The sequence below is a fragment of the Gemmatimonadaceae bacterium genome, from assembly GCA_020846935.1.
Taxonomy (GTDB): Bacteria; Gemmatimonadota; Gemmatimonadetes; order Gemmatimonadales; family Gemmatimonadaceae; genus RBC101.
On the sequence record JADLCY010000001.1, the window covers coordinates 670,559 to 682,961 of the forward strand.

Annotated in this window: 13 protein-coding genes; 5 read left to right on the top strand and 8 right to left on the bottom strand. The window is 66.9% G+C overall.

Annotated elements, in window-relative coordinates; all coding sequences use genetic code 11:
• Nucleotides 1-76 precede the first annotated feature (76 nt).
• The gene (locus IT361_02790) at nucleotides 77-1,348 is read left to right on the top strand and encodes a PepSY domain-containing protein (GenBank protein ID MCC6316593.1); all 1,272 of its coding nucleotides are present in this window, start codon (nucleotides 77-79) and stop codon (nucleotides 1,346-1,348) included.
• A gap of 52 nt (nucleotides 1,349-1,400) precedes the next feature.
• Here IT361_02790 and IT361_02795 read toward each other — a convergent pair whose 3' ends face one another.
• From IT361_02795 to IT361_02815, 5 genes are all read right to left on the bottom strand, one after another.
• Nucleotides 1,401-2,579, bottom strand: coding sequence for a hypothetical protein (locus tag IT361_02795; protein ID MCC6316594.1), 1,179 nt, complete (start codon nucleotides 2,577-2,579; stop codon nucleotides 1,401-1,403).
• Between the two features lie 509 nt (nucleotides 2,580-3,088).
• On the bottom strand, nucleotides 3,089-3,745 hold the full coding sequence (locus IT361_02800; protein ID MCC6316595.1) for a hypothetical protein: 657 nt from the start codon (nucleotides 3,743-3,745) through the stop codon (nucleotides 3,089-3,091).
• Between the two features lie 736 nt (nucleotides 3,746-4,481).
• Nucleotides 4,482-4,814, bottom strand: coding sequence for a HigA family addiction module antidote protein (locus IT361_02805; GenBank protein MCC6316596.1), 333 nt, complete (start codon nucleotides 4,812-4,814; stop codon nucleotides 4,482-4,484).
• 11 nt (nucleotides 4,815-4,825) lie between these two features.
• Nucleotides 4,826-5,119: a type II toxin-antitoxin system RelE/ParE family toxin gene (locus IT361_02810; protein ID MCC6316597.1), complete on the bottom strand. Its 294-nt coding sequence runs from the start codon at nucleotides 5,117-5,119 to the stop codon at nucleotides 4,826-4,828.
• A 167-nt stretch (nucleotides 5,120-5,286) separates the two neighbouring features.
• A complete protein-coding gene (locus tag IT361_02815; GenBank protein ID MCC6316598.1) occupies nucleotides 5,287-5,961 on the bottom strand; it encodes an O-methyltransferase in 675 nt (224 codons plus the stop codon).
• A gap of 262 nt (nucleotides 5,962-6,223) precedes the next feature.
• On the opposite strand from IT361_02815, the gene IT361_02820 reads away from it, so the two are divergent.
• The 4 genes from IT361_02820 to IT361_02835 are packed head-to-tail and all read left to right on the top strand — an operon-like array spanning nucleotide 6,224 to nucleotide 9,491.
• A complete protein-coding gene (locus IT361_02820) occupies nucleotides 6,224-6,769 on the top strand; it encodes a cytochrome oxidase (protein ID MCC6316599.1) in 546 nt (181 codons plus the stop codon).
• Nucleotides 6,770-6,821: 52 nt separating this feature from the next.
• Nucleotides 6,822-8,324, top strand: coding sequence for a cbb3-type cytochrome c oxidase subunit I (locus tag IT361_02825; protein ID MCC6316600.1), 1,503 nt, complete (start codon nucleotides 6,822-6,824; stop codon nucleotides 8,322-8,324).
• Nucleotides 8,296-8,913 carry an SCO family protein gene (locus IT361_02830; protein ID MCC6316601.1) on the top strand — a complete coding sequence of 206 codons (618 nt, stop codon included), beginning with the start codon at nucleotides 8,296-8,298 and terminating at the stop codon, nucleotides 8,911-8,913. Before IT361_02825 ends, IT361_02830 begins: the two co-directional genes overlap by 29 nt.
• The gene (locus IT361_02835) at nucleotides 8,910-9,491 is read left to right on the top strand and encodes a hypothetical protein (protein MCC6316602.1); all 582 of its coding nucleotides are present in this window, start codon (nucleotides 8,910-8,912) and stop codon (nucleotides 9,489-9,491) included. The genes IT361_02830 and IT361_02835 overlap by 4 nt, the downstream gene beginning before the upstream one ends.
• 60 nt (nucleotides 9,492-9,551) lie before the next feature.
• Here IT361_02835 and IT361_02840 read toward each other — a convergent pair whose 3' ends face one another.
• The 3 genes from IT361_02840 to IT361_02850 form a co-directional block, all read right to left on the bottom strand.
• Nucleotides 9,552-9,791, bottom strand: a complete 240-nt coding sequence (locus IT361_02840) for a hypothetical protein (protein ID MCC6316603.1) — start codon at nucleotides 9,789-9,791, stop codon at nucleotides 9,552-9,554.
• 152 nt (nucleotides 9,792-9,943) lie between these two features.
• Complete coding sequence (locus tag IT361_02845; GenBank protein MCC6316604.1) at nucleotides 9,944-11,704, bottom strand: phospholipase; 1,761 nt, start codon at nucleotides 11,702-11,704, stop codon at nucleotides 9,944-9,946.
• Between the two features lie 36 nt (nucleotides 11,705-11,740).
• Nucleotides 11,741-12,358: a hypothetical protein gene (locus tag IT361_02850; GenBank protein ID MCC6316605.1), complete on the bottom strand. Its 618-nt coding sequence runs from the start codon at nucleotides 12,356-12,358 to the stop codon at nucleotides 11,741-11,743.
• Nucleotides 12,359-12,403: the final 45 nt, after the last annotated feature.

Consider the following 12,403-nt stretch of genomic DNA (forward strand, 5'->3'; position numbering starts at 1 on the left):
TCCAAACCGTCGAGCCCTTGGCGCGACGACATCCCGCCCTCCCAGGAAGGCCGACCAAGTCCCATGAAACACACATATGCCGGGTAGCCGCTCCGGGCCGATCGCGCTCATCACGAGCAGCGCGGCGGCCCTTCGTACCGTCCTGTTCTGGTCGCACCTGGCCATCGGCGTGGCCACGGCCGTGCTCGTCCTGCTCATGTCCGTGACCGGAGTAATGCTCGGTTTCGAGCGCCAGATGATCCTTTGGTTCGACGGCGCGCCGAGGCTGACCCAGGCGCCCGCGTCTCCGCGGCTCTCTATTGATTCACTGCTCGCTCTTCACCACGCTGCGCCCGGCGATGTCGCGAGTGTGTCGCTCCGCGCCGATCCGCTCGACAACGTCACCGTGCGGTTTCGCGATCGCGAACGCACGCCGCTCGTCATGAACCCGTACACCGGCGAGGACATCAGCGTCCCTCCTGGCGGGGACGGTCAGGCGTTCTTCAGCGGACTGCGGCGATGGCATCGCTGGGTGGGCGTGACGTCGGACGAAGCGCGCGCCACCGCGCGCAAGTACACTGGTGCAGCCAACCTGCTCTTTGCGCTCCTCGCGGTGTCGGGGCTCTACCTGTGGTGGCCGCGCCGATGGACCCGCGCCATCGTGAAGTCCACCACCGTGTTCAGCTGGTCACTTCAGGGCAAGCCGCGCGATTTCAACTGGCACAACTCACTCGGCTTCTGGTCGGCGATCCCGCTGTTCCTCATTGCGGCGACCGGCGTGTTCATCTCCTACCAGTGGCCAGGGCGCTGGCTCGATCGTGTTGCCGGCACCCCGGAAGAGCGAGAGGCGGCCATTGCCGCATCGCGGCCCGGCCCCACAGGTGGCGCGCGAGGTGCCGCAGGGGCCGCCGGTGCCGGCGCACGTGCTGGTGAAGGGCGCGGCGAACCCGCTGGCGACACCGAACCGGCGCCAGCGCGCGCCTCGTTCGACGTTCTTGCGCGTCAGGCCGCGGCGCAGGTTCCGGAGTGGCGGTCCATCTCGATCACGGCGGCCGCCGCACGTGACACCGCCGCTCTCGTTGCTGTCGCCGAAGGCAACACCTATCGACCGGACCTCCGAAGCACCTTGGTGCTGGATGCTGGCACCGGCGCCGTGCTGCAGGTGCGCGACTATTCATCGCTCAGCACGAGCCGGAAGATCCGCGCCTGGACGCGCTTTGGGCACACGGGCGAGGTGTTCGGGCTGACGGGCCAGGTGCTCGCGACCCTGTTCAGCGCCGTGGCGTGCGTTTTGGTGTGGACGGGCATCGCGCTCTCACTGCGCCGGTTCTCGGCGTGGTGGCGACGTCGCACAGGCGTCGCGGCGTAGCTCGCGCGGCGTCGCGTGCTGCATCTCGACCACGCTGTGATTGGCGCCGCCTTCAACGACGCACCGGGGTTCGCAGCAACCGATGTATCTCGATGTACTCCTCGTCTTGATCGAAGGCGACACCGGCGATGTAGTCGCTGCCGAACTCCCACGGGTAGAAGAAGGCGGGTAGCCACACCTGAGCGAGCCAGTCTCCGAGCGACGAGAAAACGTCCCACCTGACCGGCTTGGATGGCGCGAGCAGCTGCCCAGCGCCCCGCTGCGATGTCGATGGGTCGAACTCGCTGACCCACAGCTCACCGGACGTTGAGACTCTCACACTCCCGAAGAGCGGCGCCCACTCTGCGACGCGAGTCCTCCTCACCTCTTCCTCCAAGCGTTGCCGCGACGCGCGAGGATTGGAGCCAAGATGATCTCGTCGGAGATAGTCCTTGTCCGCCTCAGTGATCGGCCTTCGAGGCACGGAGCGGCGAACGCGCGCTATCGGCTTGCCTGAGTCGTCGAAACAGCCGATGTCGTAGCGGGATGTGTATCCGATGCACAGCGCTCTCGCACCCACGGCTAGGACTCCGCTGGGGTCAAAACGCACGGAGACGGGCTTTCCTCCGATCCGCTTGCGATAGTAGCCAGGAAACGCCAGCAGCCGTTCAAGGGTGTCTGCTCGTGGGCGCTGTCTCCACACAACGCGCTCCACGAGGGTAGAATCCGCGTCCGTGGCAGACGAGGGAGAGTAGGCGGAGACGATCACCGAGCCATCCTCGAAAACCCCGACAATCTCCGGGAACAGTTCTGATGTTGACAGCGGGCGAGGGATCTGCTTGGCGAACTCCCCGCTCGTTGAAAAGACCTGTCCCTTTCCGCTGTTGTCGATGGCGACAAGAGTGTCCCGGTAGGCAAAGAGCATCCACGGCACCCTGTCGAATTCGCCGGGGCCGGGTCCCGGGCGCCCGAAGGTCCGAATGTAGGTCCCCTGGCGGTTGAACATCAGAAGTGCACCGGCTGCCTCGCTAGCGACAACAATGTCGCCGTTCGGACGAACGTGAATCCCGGAGACGCTTCCGACCACACGATCCTCCAGCACAGCGTCTGGGTCGATTCTCAGCGCGGGCTGCTGTCCAAGGTGCCACGTGCGCGGCGCCGGCCGGTTGCCGTAGTCACGCACCTGCGCGGCCGACACCGAGGCCAACGTCAGGCAGCCGAGGAGAACTGGCGCACAGGCTCGAATGGACATGATGCGGAGACTGAGATATGCCGATCAGCGGCGGGAGAGTTCTTTGAGCTTCGCCGAAACTACCGCCGACATTCGCTCCAAGCCGGGGTTCGATTCAAACCTGGTCGTTGCGACAAGTATAGTCGGCGTTCCAGTCACGGCCAGGCGGCGCGCATCTGCGACATCCGCCGCGATGCGAGCGATAGTTCGGGCGTCAACCATACAATCGATGAACGCAGACGAGTCGGGAATCCCCGCTCGGTGGGCCCAAGTGGACCAGGGAAGCAGGCCGATCGAGTCGGCCTTGGAAAAGAGGCTATCGCACTCGCTCCACCACGCGCTTGGCACACGGCCGAGGTGTTCGCACTGACGGGTCAGGTGCTCGCGACCCTGTTCAGTACCGTTGGGTGCGTGCTGGCGTGGGCGGGGACCGCGCTGTCGCTGCGGAGGTTGTCGGCGTGGTGGCGCCGTCGCAGCGGCGCGCGGCGGCCTAACGAGCGTAGCACCGCGAGCCCCGCGGATCGCGACACTCACCACGCCAGGCGTAGACCCAGCTGCACCTGGTACGGTTCCCCGCCCTTCGCGAGCACACCCGCCTGCTCGTTCACCGAGTATCGGAATGTCGAACTCGCGGGGTCGAATCCGGTCACACGGAGGAGCGGGATGCGATTGACCACGGGATTCTGCGACGAGATCCCCATGGGGAGCACGTACTGGGCGCCCCACCGACGGTTGATCAGGTTCGCCGCGTTGAAGACATCGAGCGTGACACCAAGGCGCGAGCCACCAAGGACGACGACATCGCGACGCGCTCGTACATCGATGCGGTGGTTCCAGGGCGTGGCAATGACGTTGCGGCCGGCGATGCGGCCGAGGTTCGCGGCGATGTATGCGCGCGCCCGATTGCTCCGGTTGGCGAGCAACCGCCGCATCGAAGCCGCCACCGCAGGGTCGGTGGCCGGGTCGTCGGGATCGAAAAGAAAAGCGAGATCGTTGCCGTTGGCCTCATCACCGTTGACGTCGCCATCGACGACCAGGGAGAACGGCCGCCCACTCGACGCCGCATATCGTGCGGCCAGCGCGATGCCAAATGGCCCTTTCGCTTCGAACATGCCCACCACGCGGTGGCGCGTATCGAGGTCGGCGCGGCCCCAAGCCTGCGCGAGATCACGAAGGTCGTCGCGCACCTGCCGCCGACGTGCAGTACCTCCGGCGTCACCTCGCCCCCGCGCCGCGACGGTGACGGCCGCGTCACGCGATATATACGGGCGGATATAGCGCTCGCAAGGGCCTGACACCCGATGCCGCCGCGTCGAGTTGCGACTGTACGGCTCCAAACCACCTCTGCGCTTTCGGTACCAACCGGGTTGAGTCTCGGGCCGGAGCGATCATGCCGACGTGCACCCGAGCATGCGCCAACGCCCAGGCGCGTGCTGCGACTGCCGCACCACCTCGGGAGGCTGGAGCGCTGGTTCGAGCGGAGGGCGCGGGTCGGAGGTGCGGCGCCCTCCGGATGAGCCGCCAGAGGTTGTCCAACCGGGCACGCATCGCTCGGCGGCTCCGGCGAAGGCAGCGGTCCGAGGCCACGCGCTCGGCAGCTGGACCTTCAGGAGCGAGTGGTACGGGACGTCCTGTCCGTTCGCCCGCACCTTGAGCTTCTCCAGAGGGTCCGCAGCCAGCCAAGGGGAGATCGTCTCCCTGCGGTGCGTCAGCGCCGCCAGCCGGCCGGCGCGCGTCACGTCAGTCGAGGTACTCTGAGGAGTCGGGCGTTGCCCCTAGCGTCCGCTCCGCCAACTCAGACGCGAGACGGGGTACCAGCCTCGCCCTGCTATTCACTGCTTGCCGCTTGCGCTCGGCCATGCACAACGCCAGGGGGAAGGCGGCATCGCCATCAGCAGCACTCTCAGCTGCTGCCACACAGCGTCATACCGCTCTCCGTGCCGCACGGCGCGTGGTGGCCTGGCGACGGTGAATCTGAGCCAACTCGCGAGATGCCGCGAGCTGCGCGTCATACAAAGCACAGCGCTGTTGCAGGTTCATCCAGAACCCCGCGGTCGTGCCGAAGTACCTGGCCAGACGCAAGGCGGTCTCCGGGGTAATGCCGCGTCGCCCGTTGACGAGCTCGTTGACGCGCTGGTAAGGCACCCGAATGGCGTCGGCGAGTTCTCGCTGGGTGACGCCCATCGGAATGAGGAACTCCTCCTGGAGAATCTCTCCGGGGTGTATGGGCGCGCGGTGCGTGGGGATGCGAACCATGATGCGGTCAGTCAGTGGTAGTCGACGATCTCGACGTCGCTTGGACCGGCGTCGGTCCAGACGAAACAGATCCGGTACTGATCGTTGATGCGAATGCTGTGCTGGCCGACGCGATCACCCCGCAGAACCTCCAGCCGGTTGCCTGGAGGGATCCTCAGATCGCTGAGGTCCTCCGCCGAGTCGAGGGCTTCCAGCTTGCGCTGCGCCACCCGCCAGATCGCCGACGCACAGGTTCGACGAGCAGACTTCGTGTCGGCACCGTTGAAGACATCCTCCGTGCCGGCACCCCGGAACGATCGTATCACCTACCCACGATAGCATGACTCCCATGCTATCGCAACGGGGCACGTGAGCGACAACAACGCGCACGAGGCGGCGCCTTGAGAAGCCGCTCGCGCACGCACCCACGGGCCCCGGCGTCGGCACAGCGACGTCGGCAGCGCGTCGACTCCGGGTCGCGCTCGCCAGGTCGTCAACCCCCAACGACCGCAATCAGGAGGCCGTCATACCCCTTGCTCCCCACCGTCTGGATCACCGTGGTCGCGATCCGCGACTGGTCGGCGAAGCGCGGAAGCATCTGCTGGAGGCCGCGGATATCGGCGTCGGCGGGCGCGGGCTGGGTGATGGCCCCATCACGTACCACGTTGTCGACGACGAGGATTGTGCCCGGTCGCGAGAGCTTCAGAGCAAAGGCCACGTACGCATCGCTGCTCGCCTTGTCGGCGTCGATGAAGACCAGGTCGAACGGCTCCACCCCGGCCTGCACGAGCGCGGCCAGGGACTCCGCGGCCGGCGCCACCCGCACCTCCACCCGATCACTAAGGCCCGCACGCGCGATGTTGTCACGCGCCAGGGCCGCGTGCTCAGGATTGATCTCCAGCGAGAGCAGCCAACCACTCGGCGGCAGTGCACGCGCCATCCAGATGGTGCTGTAGCCGCCGAGGGTTCCGATCTCCAGGATCCGCGTTGCGCCCCGCAGAGCAACCAGCATCTGCAGCAGCTTGCCCTGCGCCGCGGTGACGCTGATCGGTGGAAGCCCGGCGGCGTTGCTCGCGGCCAGTGCCGCGTCGAGCACCGGGTCGTTGAGCTGCAGACGGTCCTCGTACCAGCGATCGACCTGCGTCCAGGTCTCCTTGGGGTCGCTCATCAGGGGTTCGTGGCTCGCATGGGGTTCATGCCGGTAACGAACGACCGTTCACCTGCGACAGCAAGGCCCGTGGGCCGCACGCACGATCCCGCAAGAGGGGATTCTCCGCCTGCCGGTCGGGGCTCACCCGCGAGACTCCTTGGGGTTCGCAGCAGGACGTGCGTGCCAGTGCGTCGCCACGGGAGGGAGCGAGTTCGAGCATTGACGCGACCTGGCCCCCGTCGTATGTAGTCGAAGTTCACACCGGAGCGTGGAGATCGACATGACCATCCAGGACAGGATCTGGGCGGTTGCCCTCGTGGGAATCGGCCTGGTCGCACTGGCCTTCCTGTACGTGATCAGCCAGGCGAGCAAGCCGGCAGACGCCAACGCCGCCTCGCGATCCGCGCACACGGCACATCGCCTGCGCACACTGCTCTTCGTGGCCCTCCTGACCGTCTTTGCTGTCGGCAGTTGGGCCACGCTCCGTCCGTTCCCCATCGCGTCTCAGCGGTCGACAAGCGACGCGCAGCAGGTGGTGGACGTGACGGCCGGGCAGTGGTACTGGAAGATCGACCCGGATACGGTGGAAGTGGGGCGCCCGGTGGAGTTTCGGGTGACGAGCGCTGACGTGAACCACGGATTCGCGATCTACGCACCGGACGGACACATCGCGACGCAGACGCAGGCCATGCCGGGGTACACCAACGTCCTGCGCTACCGCTTCGAGGAACCCGGCACCTACACGGTGCAGTGCCTGGAGTTCTGCGGTCTGGGACACGCGCCGATGCTGGTCACCCTCCAGGTGGCGGCGCCCATGCTGCAATGACTGGCGCGCCACCGCTGATCCATCGACGTCGGACCCGACGAGGCAATTGATCATGGCCGCACTCACGCTCTACCCCGAGGACGAACGGCTCGACGGCGCGAACCGCGTGGCGTTCAACCTCTACGTCGTCACCGCACTGGCCCTGTTCGTGGTGATGATGCTCATCGGCCTCACCATGCGCATGTCGCAGGCCACCTGGCTCACGGTGCCGCCGGATCTCTTCTACAAGCTCCTGTCGATGCACGGGGCGGGCATGGTCGGCACAGCCTCGCTGATCACGACCGCGGTGATGTGGTTCTTCCTGCGCAAGTACGTGCCGCTGCACCGATGGGCGTTCGTCGCCAACTACGTGCTCTTCATGCTCGGGGCGCTGTGCATCATCGCCGCGATCTTCATCGGCGGCTACGGCGGCCTGTGGACCTTCCTGTATCCGCTGCCGGTGCGCGGCATGGGCCTCTGGAGCACGCAGACCGCCGCCCTGTTCTTCCTCGGGTACCTGCTGATCGGCGTCGGGAGCCTCCTGTTCTACCTCGACGCCGCCGCGGCGATCATCAGGGTCCACGGCAACCTTGCACGCGCGCTCGGCCTGCAGTGGCTGTTTAGTGGCACGATCGACCCAGACCACCCCAAAACGGTCGTCGCCAGCACGATGGTCATCATCGCCAACTCGCTCGGCATTCTCGCCGGCGCCGTGGTGCTCGTGATGAGCCTCATCAACGTCTTCGTCCCGAGCGTCACGCTGGACGCGTTGCTCGCCAAGAACCTGACCTACTGGTTCGGGCACATGTACATCAACGCGACGATCTACATGGGCGTGATCGCAGTGTACGAGCTGCTGCCGCGCTACACCGGCAAGCCGTACCCCATCTCGCGGCCGTTCCTGTGGTCCTGGGCCGCGAGCACACTGTTCGTGATCATCGTGTATCCGCACCACCTCATGATGGACTTCGCCCAGCCGCGCTGGCTCACCATCATGGGCCAGGTGATCTCGTGGATGGCCGGTTTTCCCGTCTTCCTCGTGACCACGTACGGCGCGCTCACCAACGTGTACCGCTCCGGCATGCGCTGGATGATGCCGTCGCGCCTGCTCGTGCTTTCGCTCTTTGGGTGGGCGGCCGGCATCATTCCGGCCATCCTCGACGGAACCGTGCGCAACAACCTCGTGATGCACAACACGCAATGGGTGCCAGGGCACTTTCACTTCTACCTGCTCCTCGGCGTGCTCTCGATGACGCTCGCGCTCATGTTCCACGTCATCGGGAGCCGAGTGGGCGCCGCACCAGACGCGGCCTCCGACCGGGCGGGCCTGCTGGTCTACCTTGGCGGTGCACTGATCTTTGTGTTCGCGTTCCTCCAGGCGGGCCACCAGAGCGTCGCGCGCCGCATGGCGACGCACCTGCCCGCGTGGACAGGCACGGACAAGCTCGGATCCGTCGGGGCGATCCTCGTGGTGCTCGGCATGGTGTTCTTTGCCGCGCGCATCACGGCCGGACTCCTCGGACGGTTGCCGACGCGGGATGGACAAGTTGTCGGCACGGCGGGCGGTTCCGGCTAGCCTGCTGATCCTGGCGGCCGGCGTCGCGGTCCTGGCGTTCGCCACCGACGGGTTCCGCGCGTTCACGACGGAGACCGCGCGCCGCCTCGACGTGCGTGCGCGCCCGCGCCCCGTTCCCGCTGTGGCGCTGGAATCGGCCGACGGCAGCCGCATGCCCTTCACCGCTCTGCGCGGGCGTTGGCTGCTGGTGGACTTCATCTACACGCGCTGCACCACGTGGTGCGTGGCCCAGGGTGGCGCATTCGCCAGGCTCCAGGACAGCCTGGCCGCACCGATCAACCGCGGACAGGTGATGCTCGTGAGCGTCAGCTTCGACCCGGCGCACGACGATCCCGCGCGGCTCGCCGACTACCTGCACCACTCCGGCGATCGCGGCGCCGGGTGGATTGCCGCGCGGCCCACGGAGGCGACGGGTCTCGAGGCGCTCATGCGCACCTTCGGCGTCACCGCCGTGCCTGATGGGCTTGGAGGGTTCGTCCACAACTCGGCGATCGCTGTCGTCGATCCTGCCGGGCGACTGGTGACCATCGTGGACTGGAACGACGCGCCGGCTGCGGCGCGATACGTGACCGATCGTCTCGGATCATGACGCATCGGCCACCGCTCGCGCTGGTGGGCGGCGTGCTCTGGCTCTCGCTCCTCGCGCCGCCGCTCCGCGCGGCGCTGGAGGCGACGATGACCGCGCAGATGCTCGTGCAACTTCCGCTGCTTGGCGCCGCGGGCTGGATGGTGGCGCGCGCCGTGCCGGCCCCCGTGGAGCGAGCGCTGGCACAATGGGACGGAGGCGGTGTCCCCGGGCTGCTGCTTGCCTCACTGGCCAGCGCCGTATGGATGCTGCCACGGATGCTGGACGCCGCCGTGGATGACCCAGCGACGGCCGCGCTCAAGTTCATGAGCGTGCCGCTCCTGGTCGGCGTGCCGATCGCGTTGAGCTGGCCACGGGCCGGTTTCGTCGTGCGCGGGGTGGTCCTGCTCGAAGCCGTGGCCAGCGCGTTCCGACTCGGCTGGCTCTACCTGATCGCCCCCGAGCGTCTGTGCAGCAACTACCTCCTCGGCGACCAACAGCTTCTTGGCAAGTCGCTGCTGGCCCTCGGCGCCGTCGCGTGCCTGGTCATCGCGTGGCGGCTCATGTGGGGCCACGTGCGCGTGGAGCCGGACGTGCCCTAGCCGTCACCGGCCTGTTCACGTGCGCGACGCCCGTTTGACGTCGCGCACGTGAACCGCTCGTCAGACGTGTTCGAGGTCGACCGGGTCCGTGCAGGCGCCGTAGCCGTAGCCACAGCCGTCCACCAGCGAGCGCACGTCATCGACGGTGAGCTGTGCGTCGTCGTAGGTGATGTGCGCGACGTAGGCACCGGGATCCACCTCGACCTTCGAGACGCCACGCACCCGGCTCAGTTGCGGGCGCAATCCGATGGGCGAGTGCTCGAAGATGACCTGCTCGATGGCAATGTCGACGCGTTTCATGATCTGCCCTCCTCTTCATCGCTCGATCAGTCTCGCGTATTCACAAGGTGGCCCCGGGGACACGAATGTGTCAGTCGGGCGAGGGAGTACGCCGCGTCAGCGCGCGCCCTACCACAGCCCAACCGGTGCCGCCGAGCCCGCTCGCGCCGGGCTCAGGCGAACAGCTCGCGGTCGAGCACCTTTCGGGGGTCGGAGTAGTCTGCGCTCCACCATGGATGCTCCCCGGGCTTTCGCGGCGGCCTCTTCAGGTGCAGGCGCGTGCGCGCCTTGCTCGCGTCCGCCTGCGCCACCCGGAAGTGATAGTGATCGAAAATGCGGAGCGCCTCGACCACGTAGCTCACGGCGACGCGACGGTCGCGGATCAGGAGCAGGTTCTCCCCGTTTGACGCATCCGCGGCCTTCGAGAAGTTGTACGACCCGGTGTACACACGCGCCGTGGGTTTGTCGAAGTCGATCACGATGAACTTGTGGTGCAGGCGCGTGCCGCCCCCGCCGGTCGGCTCCGCCTTGAACGGCTGCGGGAGGTGCTTCGACAGCGCCTCGGGATGGATGAGCGTCACGCGGCCACTGGGTTTTTGCAGCTTGACGCCGAGTGCGTCTCCCTTGGGGTCGCCGTCCTTCGTGAGGCCCTTCACGGCGTGGTCTGAGATGCCGTAACAGAAGACGCGATCGTCCGCCTGCAGTTTGGCGATTGCCTCCTGGATGGCGCCCGGCGTCTGGTACAGAAAGGCCAGCGAGAAGAAGAGGCTCGAAGTGGTCTGATCGGCGATGTCCTTGCCGATGGCCTCGAGTGCCGAATGCTCCCTGACCTTCGGCGAGAAGCTCACCTGCGCGTCGATGCCCGGGAGTTGCAGGTCGCTCCACATAGCCGAGCTCGTTCCGCCAAACGCCTTTGCCGTGTCATTGGCTTCGTAGTGATCGTACGCCGCACGAAAGAGCTGCACCGCTCTGGCGCCCCGCAGCACGATCGCATTGTTGTTCTGCACGAAGAATCCGCGCCACGAGAGATTCGTCGAACCACAGACGCAGCGCTGCACGCGCTTGCCGTCGACCACGATCGTCTTGTTGTGCTGAAGCTTGCCCAGGTGCTGTCGCTTGACGAAGGCTGCCGTACCGGCGAGTCGCGCCGCGGCCCGTGATTCCGCCGAGGTCTCCTCTCCATGCGCCCCGTCGTCGTCGATGATGATGCGCAGGCGCTGGCCGAGCCGCTCCAGACGCGAGAGTACGTCTGGCTCGTTGAGGTCGTAGAGCACCGCGCGCACCTGTGCGGTGGGGTCGGCGATGGCCTCGTCGAGCACCTCGAGGATCGCGCTCCGCGCCTCGAAGCCCATCCACTCGAGCGCTGCACTGGCCCTGGGGTGCGTGGGGACGAACTCCAGACCGGCGTCGGCCTTTGCCGGGAGCAGCATGCGCACCGCCTCGGTCGGCGTCTGCCCCTCGAGTACGTACTTGTCGACGAAGGCCTGCGACGAGACAAACCCGCGCGTGAAGGTAACGTTGAGCTTGTTTGGATACGTCTCACGCCGCAGCGCGATCTCCACGACCTGTGGCTCGCCGTAGCTCAGCTCATCGAGGTCGTTCATGAACACCGGCGTCACGCGATAGGTGAACTCGCCGGGCAGCTCCGCGTTCCGCGGAAAGTGGACCCACCGGAACTTCTGGATCGGCGAGAGGCGCGTGGACAGCCGGTTGGGATTCGTGTCGCCCGCGGCCGTGGGAAACGCGATGCGGTTCTTGAGGGCGTAGAACCGATCGCCATCGGGCTCCTTGTATTCGATGGCAAAGCCCACGAAATCGGTCGGCGGCCTGGTGCGCTTCCAATTCATGGCCAGCAGGCACATCCCGTCGCCGCGGTGGACCCGAAGGGTGAACAGCGCCTTCGCGTTGCGCGCGTTCTTCTGGTATTCGCTCATCGTCCCTCCTCCATGGCGCGCGCCCGCGCCGTCCCGTTACACCGCGGCCAGCGTCGCAATGTGTGCATGAAGGGCGTCCACCGCAGCCCCGATGTCGCGCGGCGACAGGTCCAGCACGGGAAGCTCGAGCGCGCGCGCCTCCGTCCGCAGGTCCGTTGCCCAGCGCGCCCGGTCTGCCGAGGGCAGGCTCAGCAGTTCGCCCATTGCCAGTGGCGCGTCGCTATCGGCGTGCGCGCCGTCGACCACGAGGATGTGACCATCCACGTGATGGCGCGCGAATGCGTCCCGGGCGGTCGAGGGCAGCACGTGACCTTCGAGCACACAGAGTCCTTCGCGCCGAGCGAGGCATGCGACCCATCGGTCGATCGTCGTCGCCATTCCCGCCGCTGCGCTCTCGTAGTCCCGTGCCATGAGGTGCGACGACGAGACACCGGTGGCCTCGCATGCGTGAAACGATGCGCCGGGCACGCCGCGCTCCTCGACCGTCCGCAGCAGTGTCGCCGCATCGACGCCCGGCGCGGCCGTCACCAGCAGAATGCGCGCGCACTGCATCACGAAGCCGCTCCCGAAGTCAGACGCTGCAACGTACGGTTCGCGCCGCACGGCTGGAACCGCGCCGCACTGCGAATCGACGGCGGCACCAAGAGGGGGCATCCGGTCGAAAGGGCCGGTCCTCCCAGTGGCACGTCGACGTCGACA

Bases quoted from the DNA above. Each gene is read 5' to 3' on its own strand.
- IT361_02790 (MCC6316593.1), top strand. From the start codon at position 77: ATGCCGGGTAGCCGCTCCGGGCCGATCGCGCTCATCACGAGCAGCGCG.
- IT361_02795 (MCC6316594.1), bottom strand. From the start codon at position 2,579: ATGTCCATTCGAGCCTGTGCGCCAGTTCTCCTCGGCTGCCTGACGTTG.
- IT361_02805 (MCC6316596.1), bottom strand. From the start codon at position 4,814: ATGGTTCGCATCCCCACGCACCGCGCGCCCATACACCCCGGAGAGATT.
- IT361_02815 (MCC6316598.1), bottom strand. From the start codon at position 5,961: ATGAGCGACCCCAAGGAGACCTGGACGCAGGTCGATCGCTGGTACGAG.
- IT361_02820 (MCC6316599.1), top strand. From the start codon at position 6,224: ATGACCATCCAGGACAGGATCTGGGCGGTTGCCCTCGTGGGAATCGGC.
- IT361_02825 (MCC6316600.1), top strand. From the start codon at position 6,822: ATGGCCGCACTCACGCTCTACCCCGAGGACGAACGGCTCGACGGCGCG.
- IT361_02835 (MCC6316602.1), top strand. From the start codon at position 8,910: ATGACGCATCGGCCACCGCTCGCGCTGGTGGGCGGCGTGCTCTGGCTC.
- IT361_02840 (MCC6316603.1), bottom strand. From the start codon at position 9,791: ATGAAACGCGTCGACATTGCCATCGAGCAGGTCATCTTCGAGCACTCG.
- IT361_02845 (MCC6316604.1), bottom strand. From the start codon at position 11,704: ATGAGCGAATACCAGAAGAACGCGCGCAACGCGAAGGCGCTGTTCACC.
- IT361_02850 (MCC6316605.1), bottom strand. From the start codon at position 12,358: ATGCCCCCTCTTGGTGCCGCCGTCGATTCGCAGTGCGGCGCGGTTCCA.